At 36.2% G+C, this 17,215-nt stretch carries 12 protein-coding genes; 8 read left to right on the top strand and 4 right to left on the bottom strand.

Features of this window, described 5'->3' with window-relative positions; all coding sequences use genetic code 11:
* Window positions 1-126: 126 nt before the first annotated feature.
* Both lysS and AC106K_RS01620 read left to right on the top strand, forming a co-directional pair.
* Window positions 127-1,824 carry a lysine--tRNA ligase gene (gene lysS / locus AC106K_RS01625; RefSeq protein ID WP_482443091.1) on the top strand — a complete coding sequence of 566 codons (1,698 nt, stop codon included), beginning with the start codon at window positions 127-129 and terminating at the stop codon, window positions 1,822-1,824.
* Window positions 1,825-1,950: 126 nt separating this feature from the next.
* Complete coding sequence (locus AC106K_RS01620; protein WP_482443090.1) at window positions 1,951-2,694, top strand: hypothetical protein; 744 nt, start codon at window positions 1,951-1,953, stop codon at window positions 2,692-2,694.
* A 19-nt stretch (window positions 2,695-2,713) separates the two neighbouring features.
* On the opposite strand, the gene AC106K_RS01615 is transcribed toward AC106K_RS01620, so the two are convergent.
* From AC106K_RS01615 to AC106K_RS01600, 4 genes are all read right to left on the bottom strand, one after another.
* Window positions 2,714-3,229, bottom strand: a complete 516-nt coding sequence (locus AC106K_RS01615) for a ClbS/DfsB family four-helix bundle protein (protein ID WP_482443089.1) — start codon at window positions 3,227-3,229, stop codon at window positions 2,714-2,716.
* A 4-nt stretch (window positions 3,230-3,233) separates the two neighbouring features.
* Window positions 3,234-4,238 carry a cytochrome d ubiquinol oxidase subunit II gene (locus AC106K_RS01610; protein WP_482443087.1) on the bottom strand — a complete coding sequence of 335 codons (1,005 nt, stop codon included), beginning with the start codon at window positions 4,236-4,238 and terminating at the stop codon, window positions 3,234-3,236.
* A complete protein-coding gene (locus AC106K_RS01605) occupies window positions 4,235-5,578 on the bottom strand; it encodes a cytochrome ubiquinol oxidase subunit I (protein WP_482443086.1) in 1,344 nt (447 codons plus the stop codon). Before AC106K_RS01605 ends, AC106K_RS01610 begins: the two co-directional genes overlap by 4 nt.
* Before the next feature lie 258 nt (window positions 5,579-5,836).
* Window positions 5,837-7,138 carry a T9SS type A sorting domain-containing protein gene (locus tag AC106K_RS01600; RefSeq protein WP_482443084.1) on the bottom strand — a complete coding sequence of 434 codons (1,302 nt, stop codon included), beginning with the start codon at window positions 7,136-7,138 and terminating at the stop codon, window positions 5,837-5,839.
* A gap of 459 nt (window positions 7,139-7,597) precedes the next feature.
* Here AC106K_RS01600 and gyrB point away from each other — a divergent pair, with 459 nt between their 5' ends.
* The 6 genes from gyrB to AC106K_RS01570 all read left to right on the top strand — a co-directional run bounded on the left by gyrB (window position 7,598) and on the right by AC106K_RS01570 (window position 17,213).
* Window positions 7,598-9,532 carry a DNA topoisomerase (ATP-hydrolyzing) subunit B gene (gene gyrB, locus AC106K_RS01595; RefSeq protein WP_047096882.1) on the top strand — a complete coding sequence of 645 codons (1,935 nt, stop codon included), beginning with the start codon at window positions 7,598-7,600 and terminating at the stop codon, window positions 9,530-9,532.
* An 82-nt stretch (window positions 9,533-9,614) separates the two neighbouring features.
* Window positions 9,615-10,037 carry a DUF5684 domain-containing protein gene (locus tag AC106K_RS01590; RefSeq protein ID WP_482443083.1) on the top strand — a complete coding sequence of 141 codons (423 nt, stop codon included), beginning with the start codon at window positions 9,615-9,617 and terminating at the stop codon, window positions 10,035-10,037.
* 454 nt (window positions 10,038-10,491) lie between these two features.
* Window positions 10,492-12,417, top strand: coding sequence for a transglutaminase family protein (locus AC106K_RS01585; protein ID WP_482443082.1), 1,926 nt, complete (start codon window positions 10,492-10,494; stop codon window positions 12,415-12,417).
* Window positions 12,418-12,460: 43 nt separating this feature from the next.
* Window positions 12,461-14,353, top strand: coding sequence for a DUF3857 domain-containing protein (locus tag AC106K_RS01580; RefSeq protein WP_482443080.1), 1,893 nt, complete (start codon window positions 12,461-12,463; stop codon window positions 14,351-14,353).
* Between the two features lie 2 nt (window positions 14,354-14,355).
* Window positions 14,356-16,287: a transglutaminase family protein gene (locus AC106K_RS01575; RefSeq protein WP_482443078.1), complete on the top strand. Its 1,932-nt coding sequence runs from the start codon at window positions 14,356-14,358 to the stop codon at window positions 16,285-16,287.
* Window positions 16,288-16,385: 98 nt separating this feature from the next.
* Entirely contained in the window at window positions 16,386-17,213 is an 828-nt protein-coding gene (locus AC106K_RS01570) for an RsiV family protein (protein WP_482443077.1), read from the top strand.
* Window positions 17,214-17,215 lie beyond the last annotated feature (2 nt).

The raw sequence follows: 17,215 nt of genomic DNA, 5'->3' as shown, positions 1-17,215 counted from the left end.
CGCTGTCAATCCTGATAAAATCATATTCCGAATCCGATTTTTCATAAATAAATTATTTTTCTGAAAAAACTCATTGATGATCAAGTCAAAAATGCCTAAATTTGTACGCTTTTAGAAAAATAAGAAATGCAATTATCAGAACAAGAAATCATTAGAAGAGAAAAGCTGAATAAGCTGACTGAAATGGGGATTAATGCGTTCCCTGCGGATGAGTATACAATCACAGATACTACAGAATCTATAAAACAGGATTTTTCTGAAAGTAAACAGGTAAAGATCGCTGGTAGATTGATGTCCCGCAGAATTCAAGGAAAGGCTTCTTTTGCAGAATTGCAGGATTCTAAAGGAAAAATCCAGGTGTACTTCAACAGAGATGAGATCTGTCCGGGAGAAGATAAAGAATTATACAACGAAGTATATAAGCACCTTTTGGATATTGGTGATATTATCGGTATCGAAGGAGAGTTGTTTACAACTCAGGTAGGAGAGAAGACCGTTTTGGTAAAGAATTTTGTTCTTCTTACTAAATCACTTCGCCCGCTTCCTCAGCCAAGAACCGATGAAAACGGAGTAGTGCACGATGGATTTACAGACCCAGAATTAAGATACAGACAGCGTTACGTAGATTTAACGGTAAACCCACAGGTGAAAGAAATCTTCGTGAAGAGAACAAAATTGTTCAATGCAATGAGAACGTTCTTCAACGATGCAGGTTACTTTGAGGTAGAAACACCTATTCTGCAGTCAATTCCTGGTGGAGCTGCTGCAAAACCGTTTATCACGCACCACAATGCATTGGATATTCCATTATATTTAAGAATTGCTAACGAATTATATCTGAAAAGATTGATCGTAGGTGGTTTTGACGGAGTATATGAGTTCTCTAAAAACTTCAGAAATGAAGGGATGGATAGAACGCACAACCCGGAGTTTACCGCTATGGAAATCTATGTAGCTTATAAAGACTACAACTGGATGATGGATTTCACTGAGAAATTATTGGAATTCTGTGCGATTCAGGTAAACGGAACTACAACTGCTACCTTCGGGGAGCATAATGTTGACTTCAAAGCACCTTATCCAAGAGTTTCTATGACGGAAGCAATCCAGAAGTTTACAGGTTTCGACATCACTGGAAAAACTGAAAAGGAATTGTATGACTTTGCAAAATCTATCGGTATTGAAGTGAACGAAACGATGGGGAAAGGAAAATTAATCGATGAAATCTTTGGTGAAAAATGTGAAGGAAACTTCATTCAGCCAACATTCATTACAGATTATCCGGTTGAAATGTCTCCATTGACTAAGAAACACAGAAGCAAAGAAGGTTTAACAGAGCGTTTTGAATTAATGGTATGTGGTAAAGAGATCGCAAACGCTTATTCAGAGCTTAATGATCCAATCGATCAGAGAGAACGTTTTGAAGCTCAGATGGCTTTATCAGAAAGAGGGGATGACGAGGCAATGTTCATCGATCAGGACTTCTTAAGAGCGTTGGAATATGGTATGCCGCCTACATCAGGATTAGGAATCGGTATGGATAGATTAATTATGTTCTTAACGAACAACGCTTCTATTCAGGAGGTGTTATTCTTCCCTCAGATGAGACCTGAAAAGGCAGTTCCACAAATTGAATTAGGTGAGGATGAAAAAGCAATCCTTGAAATCCTTAATTCTCAGGAAGAGCCAATGGCTTTAGCTGAAGTAAAAGAAAGAAGCCAGTTATCCGGTAAAAAATGGGATAAAGCTTCTAAAACTTTAACGAAGAACAATATTGTGAAAGTGGAGAAAATTGATGAAAATCTTTTGATGAAGTTAGCTTAATATTGACCAATATATCATACAGAGACTGTCTTTTAAGGCAGTCTTTTTTATTTTTTTATAGGTATTGTGAAAGCATGTTTTCTTTGTATATTCGTCCCCCTAATAACTAATAGAAAACTGATTAACATGGCAAAACGAATTAAGATTCTTCAGCCTGTAACAATGTATACAGCCCATGAGGAAAATGCAAAGACTTCCGATTTTCTGCACACAGGCGAAATTGTCGAATTTAACCGTGAAAAGAGACGGAATGGGATCAACTGGATGGAAGTTTATGTAGCTGGAAAACCGGTATATATTAAAAAAGATTTCTCAAAAATGTATATTGTAAAGGAGGCTAAACTTTCTGATGATTCCTGTACAATAGTATTTATTGAGGAAAATGATGGAATAAAACGTTCTTTTTCTGAAGTATTCAGTGTGTCAAGAATAGAAAATGAAGAAAATAATGCTTCTGTAAAACTTAACAGAACTTATGATTCGGGGAAGAAAGAAAAATATATAGAACTTTTCTACGATAAAAGTGGAGCAGAGGTAAGCGTTAAAACACTTACAAAAAAAGATAAATTCGAAATTATCTCTGAAAATAAAAATTTTCTCGAAATTATATATGGAAAAAGGACAGGATATATTCTTTCAAAGGTAGATTATTCTGAAAGCAAAGACTGGTGGATGATGCCATTTGTTTATATTGTGATGGTTGCTGTTGCTATTCTGGTTTTTGTAGTTATTTTTACAACTGGCTGGATTGTTATAGGACCCATCCTTCTTATTCCCGGTGCTATTTTAGCATTTATACTGATGCTGCTTCTCAAAATTGTTTTTGGAATATTGAATTTCTTTTTCCAGAGAATAAGAAAACGGTTTTAAATATAAAAAAGGTACAGAACTATGCTGTACCTTTTTCTTTTTTCCATTTCCGAAGCTGGGTCCTGAAGTTTGTAAACGGTGCCACAGTATTGATATGAATCCATTTCCAAACCGGCCACATGGCAGGCGTTGTTGCCCATTTTCTTTGTTCAGGAACAAATAAGGTTTCATGATCAAGGCTTTCTATCCATTTTATAATGTCATTGACCTGGCTTTTTAACAGCTCTCTTTGTTGAGAAAGGCTGTAAGTATCATATTTTTCATAAAATGATTGATACAGCCCTTTTAAATTGTTCCATTTATATTCAGGAGTAGGAGTTTTTACCTCTATTCCTTTCTTTTCATCAGACTCCCACTGTAACAGTAAATGCGTCCAGCCAAGCTGATAAGATATATTCTGTGATGGGGTCTTGTCGATTCCGGGTTTTAACAGATCTTTTTCATCCTCTTTAATATCATTCAGTTCCTGATCATAAAGAAGGTATCTTTTCCTTATCTCTTCAATAAGCTCTGTTTTATCCTTATAATTTTGCATCTCCTTATTTTCTCAGTTTACTAAATGAAGCCATCAGATAAAATAAGAATGGAAGGATAAACAAAGATCCAAGCATTAACGCCCATCCCAGAGCGGCAATCGTTTTCGGAGGTGCCATATGTACCAGTAATGAAAGGTGTTGGCCGTTTCCTAATAAAATAATATCCGGATTGTGCTGATAAGTGGCCGCAACAAGGATCATAACGATTTGAAAACCAGCCAAAGCTCGTACAGGAAGTAATTTTTGACGGTTCATCGCTCTTAAAATCAATAGAAGGGCAACTGTAGCAAAAGCAATCGCCATAATACCCAAAGGCTTTGAAAATACCCACATTAATAGCGGAATATCAGAAATATAGGCGGTTGCAAATACCAGTATTCCCGTGATGACTACAAAGATCATCGTCTGTTTTGATTTTCTGATCATTAATAATAACTCTTCCTTACCACGGGTTTCTCTTAATGAAAAAATAGAAGCAAGATAAGCACAAAGCGCTACGGTAAATAAACCGACAGAAACTCCAAACCAGTTCAGCCAGCTGAAAACATACAGATCCAGAAAACCTACTGCATCAGGATTGATAGAGTGGGAAACCGTTGCCGCCGCAATTAATCCTAAAAAGAAAGGAGTCAATAGACTGGCATAATAGAATATCTGAGTATATAAAACCTGCCAGTTGTCTTTCACTGCATCGTAATGTCTGAAGGTAAATGCCGTTCCTCTGGCAATAATACCTACCAGCATCAATACCAGAGGAATATGAAGATAGGTAGACATCGTGGTGTAGATTTCAGGAAACCCTACAAAGAGGATAACAATCGCAATGATCAGCCACATATGGTTGGCCTCCCACACCGGGGCAATCGATTCATACATGATCTCCTGAGTCTTATGACGGGCTTTTTTGTTGGTGAAAAGTTCCACAATACCAGCCCCGAAATCAGCCCCGCCCAGAATCATATAAAGGCAGATGGATAGCCAGAGAAAGCCTATAACAATGTAAATCATGATTTTTTGTTTTTATCGTTAAACTGTGGGTCGGTCGGGTCATAAAGTTTCGGTACCATTTGTACTTGTCTTCTTAAAAGGAAGATCAGGATCAATGATAATGAAATGAAAATCGCTGTAAAGAAGTAGAAAGAATACTGTATTCCTGGCATAGGTGTTACCGCATCTATCGTTCTCATGACTCCATAAATGATCCAGGGTTGTCTTCCCACTTCGGTAACAGTCCATCCTGCTTCCAGTGCTATATATCCGAAAGGAGTTGCAATTAAAAATGTTTTCAACAGCCAGTTTTTTGTTAGCCATTCCTTTTTGAAGAAGAATGAATAGAGATATACCGCTCCGATGCAGATCATCACTACCCCGAAGAAGATCATGATCTGGAATGCATAATGAGTAACCGCTATTGGAGGCCATTCATCCTTTGGAAAGTCCTTAAGTCCTTTTACTTCAGCATTGAAGTCATTGCTGACAAGGAAGCTCAGTACTTTTGGAATTTTAACCGCATATTTTATTTCCTCTTTTTCTTCATCAGGAATTCCGCCAATCACAAATGCTGCTCCTTTTTCTGTTTCAAAATGTGCTTCCATAGCTGCCAGTTTGATCGGTTGTCGCTCTGCAACTGATTTTGCTGCCACGTCACCACTTAAAGGAGCTCCAAATGCTCCGATAAGAGCAAAACCTACCGCAATTCTGAATGCTTTGGTATGAAACTCCACATTCTTTTTCCTCATAATTAAGAAAGCATGAACCCCGGCTACAGCAAATCCTGTGGCACAAAACGCAGCAACCGTCATATGAAGAGCCTGTGGAAACCATGCATCATTGAACATGGCTTTAATAGGATCTATATTAAGGTATTGTCCGTTAATGTAATCAAATCCGGTGGGTGAGTTCATCCAGGCGTTGGCTGCTACCACCAGAATCCCGGAGGCCAGTCCGCTTACCCCTACCAGAAAACCACAGAACCAATGAAACCATTTGTTAAACTTGTCCCAACCATATAGAAAGAACCCGATGGCAATCGCTTCAATGAAAAAGGCTGTTCCTTCCAAAGAAAAAGGCATTCCGAAGATAGGGCCTGCATGTTTCATGAAACCGGGCCACAGAAGTCCGAGCTCAAAAGAAAGCATCGTTCCGGAAACAGCACCCGTAGCAAACAGAATGGCAACCCCTTTACTCCAGGCTTTTGTAAGTCCTTTATATACTTCGTTATTGGTTTTTAAGTATTTCCAATGGGCAAAAGCCATGAGGAAAGGCATCACCATACCCACACAGGAGAATATGATATGGAAGCCCAAAGAAAGCGCCATCTGGGCGCGGGCAGCTATAAAATCATCCATAATATCAACTTTTCAGTAAATAAATTTAAGCATAAATTATTGATCTCAGGTATGATTTAATACAGTATGACTTCACGAAAAGTGTTTTAACTTTGTTTTCTTTATGTCTGAAACAATAGTGTTCAGAATAGGAATTTCTACTTCTGATCAGACTTGAAAAGCCGGATAAAGAACAATTCTTTCAGTCTCAGATTTTGTATGGAATATGTACAAAAAAAGCCCGCAAATAAATTTGCAGGCTGAAGTATAAAGTAAGAACTATTTTTTTATCAATTTCAAACTATGTCTGGGCTCATTTCCAGATTGGATCTGGAGAATATAAGCTCCTTTCTCCAGGCTAGAGACATTAATTTTTCCATTAAATAAAGCTTTACCCTTTTTAAGTAATCTGCCTGATCCATCCAAAATTTCATATTTCAGGGTTTCGTTTTGTTTTTTAGAATCTTGAATGATGATGAAATCTTGTGCAGGATTAGGATAGATTTTAAAACTTTCCTTTTGCTGTACATCATTTACATTTAAAGTGGCTGTACATGTTCCCCAGATCGCACCTGCTGGCTTTTTGAAGCGAAGCGGATCTGTCCAGTTAGCATTGCTATACGCAGGGTTGTCTACTTTGATGCAGGTAAGATTACTATTGTTATCAACGATTAATCCATTGTAAGGATAATTGGGCTCATTGGGATCCATAAAAAGATTATTGTTTCCATTAGCTATATTAAAGGACGTTAATTGATTATCATTAGCAGATACAAAAGATAACTTAATATTATTACTAAGGTTTAATTCTGTTATCAGATTATGAGAGCATTCAAGGACTTTCAGCTCCGGATTATTACTTAGATTTAATGCTGTTAACTGATTTTCGAAGCAGATTAAACCTGATAAAGCCGGACTTGAGGTGATGTCTATTTGTGTAAGAGAATTGTGGAAACATTGAAGCCCCGTCAAATAGAGTAGACCACTTACATTTAAAGTGGTAAGTTGGTTATACTGACAATGCAACATTGTTAAATTCAGACAATTGCTGGCATCCAATTCCGTAATATAATTATTTTGACAATTTAGATAGTCTAAAACAGCATTTTTACTAATATCCAATTGTGTAAGATGATTGGAGTAACATGCCAAATAGCTCAGATTTAGATTATGAGTTACGTCCAGTATTGTAAGTTGGTTGTTAGAACAATCCAAAAAAGCTAAGTTAGGATTGTTGTTTACATTCAGGCCCGTTAATAAATTATTGTTACAATATAAAGTTTCCAATGCCGTATTCTGGTTTGTATTTAAACTGCTCAGGTGGTTATTTGAAACCCAAAGCTCTTTCATATTCGCAAATGCTTCAATACCTGTAAGATTATAAATATTTTTATTCATAATATTTATTGTACCCGTGAAAGATTGGGCTTCCGCAGTTTGTATTTCTCCGTCACCGTTGGTGTCAATTACAGGACTATGCGTAAGTAAAGCATTTTTAAAATTCGGATCAGGAATGTTCACGTTTTGGGCCATGGCGGATATTCCGGCTAACAAGCCGAAAAGTAATAGTAAATTTTTCATCATTTGTATATTTAAAGGTTAATATTTCCTTTTGTGTTTTTTCATTTGTGAATGTTATAAAACAAGTGAATAAAAGAGTAGAATTTTAAACTAGACTGTCTATTCATTTATTTACAGAATAAAAGTGTAATTTATATAATTTCAGCATTTTACTTACTTGTTTTATACAATTATTAATTAAATATAATCATTTTAAATAGTTGTACAAATAATTTTGCATGAATATAAAACCATCTCTGAAAAGAGCTGTTCCGTACTCCCGGATATTAAAGATCGTTTTGTTTTTTACATTTAAAAAACTGAGTCTATAATAATTTTAACTCTAAATTTACAGCTGAGTAATCCTGTGATCTTTCATGCCTATACTAATACTTTTTTGACATATTTTAACTTTCACACGTCAAAAAAAATCACGATATTTGTAAGTCTTTGCATATAGCAAGATTTTTAATATTTAATATGAGTCAAAAACAATATACAGCTAGTAGTATTCAGGCATTGGAAGGAATGGAGCACGTACGTATGCGTCCTTCAATGTACATTGGTGATGTGGGATTAAGAGGTCTTCACCATTTGGTTTATGAAGTAGTAGATAACTCTATCGACGAAGCTTTGGCAGGATTCTGTGACACAATTTTCGTTGCTATTAAAGAAGGAAACGGAATCGAGGTTAGTGATAACGGTAGAGGTATTCCGGTTGACTTCCACGAAAAAGAACAAAAATCTGCCCTTGAAGTTGTAATGACGAAAATTGGAGCCGGAGGTAAGTTCGATAAAGATTCTTATAAGGTTTCAGGAGGTCTTCACGGAGTTGGGGTTTCGTGTGTGAATGCACTATCCAACGAAATGATCACTACGGTTTACAGAGACGGGAACGTTTACCAGCAGATATATTCGAAAGGAAAAGCTCAGACAGGAGTAGAAGAGATCGGAAACAGTGATAAAAGAGGTACAAAACAGTTCTTCCAGCCGGATGATACTATTTTTACAGAATTAGTTTACAACTACGATACCTTAGCAACCCGTTTAAGAGAACTTTCTTACCTTAATAGAGGAATTACCATTACCCTTACTGACGAAAGAGAGAAATTGGAGGACGGTTCTTTCAGATCAGAAGTTTTTCATTCTGAAGGAGGGTTAAAAGAGTTTGTTGCTTATATCGATGGAAACCGTGAATCTATTATGGAACACGTGATTTTCATGGAAGGAGAAAGAGATAATATCCCTGTAGAAGTAGCAATGCGTTACAACACTTCTTTCAACGAGAATCTTCACTCTTATGTAAATAACATCAATACGCATGAAGGAGGTACTCACCTGGCAGGTTTCAGACGTGCTTTAACGAGAACTCTTAAGAAATATGCTGATGATTTAGGAATTCCACAGAAAGAAAAAGTAGAGATTACAGGGGATGACTTCCGTGAAGGATTAACTGCCGTAATTTCTGTAAAAGTAATGGAACCTCAGTTTGAAGGACAAACGAAAACAAAACTGGGGAACTCTGAAGTTTCCGGAGCGGTAGATAAAATTGTAGGGGAAATGTTAACCAATTTCCTTGAAGAAAACCCGAATGAAGCAAAACAAATCGTTCAGAAAGTTGTTTTAGCGGCAAAAGCAAGACAGGCAGCGAAAAAAGCCCGTGAAATGGTTCAGAGAAAATCTCCGATGGGAGGTTCAGGACTTCCGGGGAAACTGTCTGACTGTTCATCCAAAGATCCGGCAGAATCTGAGATCTTCCTTGTAGAGGGAGATTCCGCAGGGGGAACGGCTAAACAGGGACGTGACAGACATTTCCAGGCTATTCTTCCACTAAGAGGTAAGATTTTGAACGTTGAGAAGTCTATGCTTCACAAAGTATATGATAATGAAGAGATCAGAAATATCTATACAGCCCTTGGGGTTTCTGTAGGGACTGAAGAAGACAGCAAAGCATTGAATATGGCGAAGCTGAGATACCATAAGATTGTCATCATGACCGATGCCGATATTGACGGATCTCACATTTCTACCCTGATTCTTACTTTCTTCTTCAGATATATGAAAGAACTTATTGAGAACGGATATATCTATATTGCACAACCGCCTTTATACCTATTGAAGAGAGGAAACAAAAAAGTGTATGCTTATAACGAAAAAGAACGTGAAGAGTTTACATTAGAAATGTCTCCGGACGGAAAAGGAGTAGAAGTACAGCGTTACAAAGGTCTTGGAGAAATGAACCCGGAGCAGCTTTGGGAAACAACCCTGAATCCGGAACACAGAATTCTGAAGCAGGTAACGATTGATAATGCAGTAGAGGCAGACAGTATTTTCTCAATGTTGATGGGAGATGAAGTTCCGCCAAGAAGAGAATTTATCGAAAAAAATGCGAAATATGCAAAAATTGATGCATAAACGTTTTTAAAAATATAATAAAAAAAGCTTCTAATTATTTAGAAGCTTTTTTTATATTTGGAGAAACCAAAAAAACAATAATATGTTAACTCTTCTACAAACAGATTCTTATGAAAGCGCAAATGCCGTTTCTGGTGCAGCTGCAGCGGGATTGGGAATCGGAACAATGTTTATGGGTCTTCTGATCTATATATTTTATGGTTACTGCATGTATAAAATCTTCCAGAAAGCAGGAAGAGAAGATGCATGGGCAGCCTTTATTCCAATTTATAATACAATTGTATTGTTGGATATTGTGAAAAAACCGATATGGTGGTTCATTTTATTCTGTATTCCTTTAGTTAATATTTTTGCATGCTGGGTAGTATATGACAGACTTGCAAAAGGATTCGGAAAAGAAACTCCGCTGTATACTATTCTTATCCTACTCTTCGGATTTATTTTTATCCCGGTTCTTGGGCTGGGAAGTGATACCTTCGACGGTAAGAGAATACCTAATGATTAGAAAATAAAAAATCAGAAAGACTTCAGCGATGAAGTCTTTTTTTATTAAGATAAAATAAATTCGATAGGCTGTTAGAATTAATTCTACACTGTTTGAATTACAAGTGTGGTTAATTATATTAACTTTGAAACAGAAGATATGTGATCCTTATTCATGTAATGAAATGTTTTGGTAAAATATTTCATATGATCTTCCATTATTTTTGTTTTAAGCCTAAACAGGCAATTTTTAGGATAGTACTTTTTAAGTATTGAGAGGCTCCATATTTTTTGGGGTCTTTTGTTTTATATATTTTAACAGTTATTAAGATTTTCTTATGTTTGCAAAATATTAATAACCCATGATGAGAAATATGTATCTTCAGAAGCAGTTTCTTTCGCTTCAATTTACCTGCAATCCCTTTTCCGGGGATAATACCTATTGAGAAACTTAAAAACTGATAATAAAAAAACCGATGAAAATTAATTCTAAATCCGCTGTAGTAGTGGGATGTCTGGCTGTCAATATGTTTTTTGCACAGCAGCATCAGTTTCTTTCTCCCCCGCCTTTTGATGAAGCGGACCTGAGAAAATCAAATTCTTTAATAGAATCAAATGCTCCTGCCGAGATTCTTTATAATAGCGTGAGATTTAATATACTGAATGATGCCTCTGCAGAGAATGAATACTATTCAAAAATTAAGATATATGATAAGAAGCGTGCAGAAGAATGGCTTAATGTAAACATTCCTGTCCAGACAGGAGAATCTTTGGGGAAATTTGAAGTCAGGATATACAATCTTTCAAATAACAAAGTGGAGAAAGTAGTCATTGACAAAAAAGAGCAGCTGAAAGAAAATTTTACCAAAGGGCTAAGAATTTATAAACTTGCCTTACCAAGTGTTTCTGACGGATCAATCATAGAGTATAGCTATAAAATAAGCTCCAAAAATTTAATTAACCCCAACTATTTTCTGGAGTATAATATCCCTGTAGTCTACCAGGAATATAATTTAGAATATCCTGATGAAGCGATTACTTATGCTTTTAATACGACGGGAAAGATTATTAAGCCAAAATATCAGTTGTCTACCACAGAAAGTCATTTGGGAGCTTTATACAATGTATTCAGATTTGGATATGAAAATATAAAGCCGATTCAGAAAGAAAAATATGTGAAAGATTTAGATCGGTTCAGAGGAAAAATAAAACCTGAGCTTAGAAGATACTCCAGCAAATATTTTGCTTACAATAATTTTAAAGACTGGAACAAAGTAGCGGAAACACTGGATAGCTATGATGAGTTTGGTGGTTTTTTAAAAAGTAATGTAAAAGATATTCTTCCCCAAAATATTAAAACCTATTTTGACCCCTTAGAAAGAGCCAACAAAATTTTCAATTTTGTAAAAGAAAACTATAAGTGGAACAGAAGTTACGGAACAATAGCTTCCCAAAGCTTAAAACAACTTTTAAAAACGAAGGCTGGAAATAGTGCGGATATTAATCTTCTTTTAACAATGCTTTTGCGGGATGCAGGAATTGAGGCCAATCCTTTGTTGATTTCTACAGTAGATAATGGGATTTTAAACATCACTTTGCCCAATATCAATACCCTGAATTTTTTGTTTACCTCTGCAAAAATCAATAATCAGATTTATTTCTATGATGCAACATCTTTTAATTCTAAAGCGAACTTACTTCCCGAAAGAAACTGGAATGATTTCGGAATTCTGATTGAAGGCAAGAAAGGAGCATCCTTTTCATTTTCCAACCTTACAATGAGTAAAAAAGAACTCAGCATCAAAGCACGTTTAGATCTGGAAAACCCTTCGGTAAAAGGAACTTTTGTACAAAAAGATAATGGAATGTATGCCATAGAATCCTATGAAGATTTTGACACAAATAAAGAAAAGTATAAAGAATCATTTTTAGCACTCTACAATATAGAAGGTAAAAACGTGGAATCAAAACTTCTTCCGGATGGTGATTTTGAAACTCAGGTGGCCTTTTCTAATACGAATCTTATGGATGTTATAGGAAATAAAGTGATTATCAACCCTATGATGTTCCTTAACGTTGAAAAAGAATCATTTGACCAAACCGAAGAAAGGATGCATCAGATTGATTTTACGTCCGCTTTCACCAAAGAAAAAAGAGTAGAATTGGAAATTCCTGATCATTATAAAGTCCTGAGCCTTCCAAAAGATAAAAAGATTGCTACAGATGATGGCGAGATTTCTTTTAACTATAAAGTTGAGACTCTTGGTAATACATTGATTATTACCTCAAAAATAAAAGTGGCCAGCCAAAACTACCCTAAAGGATACTATCCTTTTTTTAAACAGATTTGGAAGACCATTTCGGAAACAGAGAACCAGGTAATCAGCCTGGAGAAAAAGTAAAATTCCGGTTTTTAATAATTTATTTCTTAAAAAACTAACAGTAATGATGAAACTTTTGACATTAGGGGCGCTGTCTGCAGCCTCAATATACTTTGCACAAAGCTATCCGGCTTCTGCAATTCCTGATAATTTAAAGAAAAATGCGGATGTTGTTATCAGAAAAAACCTGAAAACAGCACAGATCAATAAGATCGATGAAATCACATATCAGTACAACAAAGTAACTACTGTTATGAATAAAGAAGGCGATTCTAAAGCGGCCATCTACATTCCTTATGAGAAAGGGGATAATATTTCAGGGGTGAAAGTGACGATCTATGATGAAGCCGGGAAAAAAGTAAAGAGCTTTTCAAAATCTGACTTTCAGGATTTTGCAAATAATTCTTCCGGGGTATTTTATTCGGACAGCAGAGTTCTGGTATTGCCTTATACTTCTGCTTATTATCCTTATACCGTAGATTTTTCCTATGAGATTACTGATCAGAATACAGTTTTTATCCCAAGTTTTGCTCCTTTTTCTTCTACCAATACTTCATTGGAAGAAGCTCAGTTTAAAATAATAAACAAATCAGGAATTGAGCTGAGAACGAAAAACTATCCATCAAAATATAACTATGCATCAGCTGTAGAAAGTGGAAGTGGGACTGAAAAAACATATACCTACAAAAATGTTCCCGCTATTGAAAATGCCCTGTTGCTGCCGGATCCGGTAAAAATATTACCTAAAGTGAGCTTTTCCCTGGCACAGTTTAATCTGGCCGGAAGAAAAGGAACTCTGACGGATTGGAAAGACTTCGGAACCTGGTGTTATACCAACTTGGTAGAGCCTGTTGCTGTTTCCTCTCCTGGCATTAAAGCGGAAGTGGCAGCATTAAAACTGGAAGGATCAACAGAAGACAAAGTGAAAAAGCTTTATCAGCATATGCAGTCGAAGACCCGCTACATATTTGTTGCATTAGGAATCGGAGGATGGCTTCCCATGCAGCCGGATGAAGTTCATAAAAAAGGCTACGGTGACTGCAAAGGACTTACTAACTATATGAAAGCGCTTTTGAATGAGGCAGGTATTCCTTCTACATATTGTATTATCAACGCGAGTAGTTCACCGATTTCTTTCGATCCGGATTTTCCTTCAATGGGTGGAAACCATGCCATTCTGATGGTACCTACAGAAAAAGGGAATATCTGGCTTGAAAATACTTCCCAGCAGATAGCTTTCAATCACTTAGGGTATAGTACAGCCGATAGAAATGTGCTTGCCATGACTCCGAAAGGAATAGAACTCATCAATACTCCTGTCTACAAAGCTGAACAGAACAGAGAAAAGCAGGTATTAAAGATCAGCCTCAGCGAAGATAACAGCATTACAGGAGTAGGTAATTTTTCTTATACAGGAAGCCAGTATGACAGTAATTTAGGATTGGTAAACCTTGATCCCAAAGAAAAAAATGATGCCCTGAAAAGAAGATTCAGTATTTTGAATTTCGAAAAAGTTGAGATGAAAAATTTCAATAATGATCGAGATAAAGCGGTTATTACCTATGATATAGATTTTAAAACCAATGATTTTTCTAAAAAAGCAGGAAGCAGCCTTTTGTTCAGAGCAGTTCCTATTTTTGAAAATCAGGTGTATAAAACAGACGAGAGCCGTGAACTCCCTTTCGAGATCTGGCAGTCTTTTGAAGATGATTATGATATAGTTTTTACCCTTCCTAAAGGCTATAAGATTGATGAAATTCCTGCAGATTCAAATATCAGTTCAGAATTCGGGTCTTATAAAATAAGTTTTGTAAAAGACAATGATCAGGTGAAAGTGTTCCGAAAAATACAGCTCAATAAAGGAATCTATCCGAAAGAAAAATACAATGACTATATAAGTTTTAGAAAGAAGATTCTGAATATGGACAATTCAAAAGTTTTAATTACTAAAATATAAAGATGAAAAAAATAATCGTATTGGTTCTTTGTTCGGCCAATACCATACTAATCAGTGCACAGAAATACCAGTTTCTGAACCCGCCAAAATTTAATGATGCAGACCTGTCTAAAACAAAATCATTATTAGACGAAAATGCGTCAGCTGAAATTTTGTATAAGTCCATACATTTTATGGTGGATACTTCTAATGGAACCCTGAGTAAAAAATATTTCTACCGGGTAAAAATCTATGATAAAGATAAGGCAGAGGACTGGCTGAACCTTGAAATACCTCTTTATAGTTTCAATTCCAACAGAGAATCGCTGGGTAAATTTAAAGCTTTTACCTACAATCTGGAAAACGGAAACGTGGTACCGGTGAAAGTAGAAAAGAGTTCCCAGTATAAAAGTAAAGAAAGCAAATATGTTACTATTACCAAATTTGCCTTTCCCAATGTGAAAAACGGATCAGTACTGGAATATCAGTATGAAGTAAATTCCCCTTTCCTATATGTGATTCCTGAGATACTGATAGAGACGGATACCCCTTCACTGAATACAGAATACGTTCTGGATGCCCCGCTCAATATCTCCTACAATATCAATTATACAGGAGATGTATCTCCTAAGTACCGAGAGATTGAAGATCGTAACCTGTATGGCAGTCAGTATAAGACCTATAGATTCGGGTATGAAAATCTGAAAGGTTTTAAAACCGAAAAATGGGTAAGAAATGATAAGAACTTCCGGACAAAGATAAGTGCAGAACTGCATTCTACCAATTTCGGAGAACTGAAGCTGTATTCCTCTTCCTGGGATCAGATCAGCAAAAGGCTTTACCAGAATGAAGACTTTGGAGAAGAGCTGAAAAGATCAAAACTGGCTAAAGACAATATGCCGGCAGGAGTTTCGGGATTAAAAACTGATGCTGAAAAAGCCGATGCTATTTTTGCATACGTTCAGAAAACATTTACCTGGAACAAAGACAAGGGAATCTATACCGAAGAGGGGATTAAGAAAATGCTGGAAACGAAAGTAGGAAATGCTGCTGAAATTAATCTTTTTCTGGTCATGATGCTGCGTGAAGCGGGTATTAAGGCAGATCCACTTATTATCTCCACAGTAAACAACGGTCTGATCAATCTCGTGTCTCCCAATGTTACCAATATGAATTTTGTACTGGCAGCCTTAGAAATGGAAGGGAAACTTCATATTTATGATGCTACCTCCAAGCAGTCTTCTCTGGATGAAATTCCTATACAAAACTGGAATCAGTATGGACTTTTAGTAACCAAAACAAAGGGGCAGCTTATTCAGATGACGAATACAAAAGCCAGTAATACTTATCTTACCACTGAAGCCAAGATTAATGGGGACGGTAGTATTTCCGGAACCTATTCAGACCGTGATACCGGTGCTTTTGCAATGTTGGCAAAAGATAAGTACGATGAAAATCCTGAAAAGTACAAGAAAGCCTATAAAGACAATTATGCTGTAGATTTTACGGGAGTTGAATCCAAAATCCTGGAAAATGGCGAATTTGAAAGTACAATGAAATTCTCCTCAACGAGCCTGATCGATAGGGTAGGTAAGAAAATGATCATCAACCCGATGCTGTTTTTATGGAAGAATGCCAATGAATTTGATCAGACGGAAGCCAGAAAATATACCATCGATTTTGGAGCACCTATTACAAGAGTCAAAAAAGTGATCCTTGAAATTCCGGAAGGCTATACCATAGAAGAGCTGCCGAAAGAAAAAAAGATCATAACCGAAGATAAGGAGATCGAATATAGCTATTTCGTTAAGCAAAAAGGAAATAAACTGGAAATTACTTCCACTACAAAAGTGGCAAGCGCAGACTATCCGAAAGAATATTATGTGGCATTCAAACAAATATGGGGCGTTGCTTCAAAGTTTGAAAATCAGGTGATCAGTCTCATTCAAAAATAATATTTGAAGGATCCGGTAAATCTGAATATTTTTTTTTTTAAAAATCAAAACCATTCATCTTTTGAATGGTTTTTGTATTAGTATCGAAAATTGAAATTATGAAAAATATGATTGCTGTTTTAGCGGTGTCTTCATTTTTAGCCTTTACAGCCTGTAAAAAGGGAGAAACAAAAGAAACGACGACAGAAAAAACAGAAAACAAACCTTCAGAAGAATTGGTGGTAGACTCGGTAAAAGTAAGTGATTCCACTAAAATTACAGATTCTTTAAAAGTTACTTACACCTCCAAGTTGTTGGTTTTTCCTTCTTTAAAAGATAAAAAGTTGCTGGATAGCATTTATTTTCAGAACAATAAGATCAAAGACTTCTCTAAAGCTGGGCTTCAGGCTTTTCTGGACAAGGAAAAAAATGATTATTTCACCTCTGTAAAAAAAGATAATAAAGACTGGCTTTCGGATGTTACCTATTCTCAGGAGTGGTATTCAAGCTCTCATATGAATTTAATATCCAATGCCAATGGGTACATGCATATTCAGTATACAGGAAGCGGCTATGAAGGTGGAGCCCACGATAATTATGGGTTTTCAGAAAGAGTTTTTGATCTTAAAAACAGCAAAAGACTTGAGCTGAAAGATATTACCTCAATGCCTAAAAACAAGATTGAAGCTATTCTGATGAAGAATATCAATAAGATCAATAGCGGAACGATGGACGGGGACGGAGAAGTGAAGAATTCTGAAATGCTTTTGGTAGAGAAGATTCCTGCTTCAGATAATTTCTACTTTGATGATAAGAACCTCTATTTCCACTATAGTCCTTACGAAATTGCAGCTTTTGCAGCAGGAGACATCACCATTCCTGTTTCATGGGAAGAATTAAAAGGGACTTTAAATGCAGAATTTAAAGAAAGAATGAAAATTAAGTAAAT

The sequence above is a fragment of the Chryseobacterium sp. FR048 genome, assembly GCF_056844665.1.
Note: the sequence above shows the minus strand (reverse complement) of the source record. Positions and strands in the feature narration are given on the sequence as shown.

Bases quoted from the DNA above. Each gene is read 5' to 3' on its own strand.
- AC106K_RS01585 (WP_482443082.1), top strand. From the start codon at position 10,492: ATGAAAATTAATTCTAAATCCGCTGTAGTAGTGGGATGTCTGGCTGTC.
- lysS (WP_482443091.1), top strand. From the start codon at position 127: ATGCAATTATCAGAACAAGAAATCATTAGAAGAGAAAAGCTGAATAAG.
- AC106K_RS01590 (WP_482443083.1), top strand. From the start codon at position 9,615: ATGTTAACTCTTCTACAAACAGATTCTTATGAAAGCGCAAATGCCGTT.
- AC106K_RS01615 (WP_482443089.1), bottom strand. From the start codon at position 3,229: ATGCAAAATTATAAGGATAAAACAGAGCTTATTGAAGAGATAAGGAAA.
- gyrB (WP_047096882.1), top strand. From the start codon at position 7,598: ATGAGTCAAAAACAATATACAGCTAGTAGTATTCAGGCATTGGAAGGA.
- AC106K_RS01600 (WP_482443084.1), bottom strand. From the start codon at position 7,138: ATGAAAAATTTACTATTACTTTTCGGCTTGTTAGCCGGAATATCCGCC.
- AC106K_RS01575 (WP_482443078.1), top strand. From the start codon at position 14,356: ATGAAAAAAATAATCGTATTGGTTCTTTGTTCGGCCAATACCATACTA.
- AC106K_RS01580 (WP_482443080.1), top strand. From the start codon at position 12,461: ATGATGAAACTTTTGACATTAGGGGCGCTGTCTGCAGCCTCAATATAC.
- AC106K_RS01610 (WP_482443087.1), bottom strand. From the start codon at position 4,238: ATGATTTACATTGTTATAGGCTTTCTCTGGCTATCCATCTGCCTTTAT.
- AC106K_RS01570 (WP_482443077.1), top strand. From the start codon at position 16,386: ATGAAAAATATGATTGCTGTTTTAGCGGTGTCTTCATTTTTAGCCTTT.
- AC106K_RS01605 (WP_482443086.1), bottom strand. From the start codon at position 5,578: ATGGATGATTTTATAGCTGCCCGCGCCCAGATGGCGCTTTCTTTGGGC.
- AC106K_RS01620 (WP_482443090.1), top strand. From the start codon at position 1,951: ATGGCAAAACGAATTAAGATTCTTCAGCCTGTAACAATGTATACAGCC.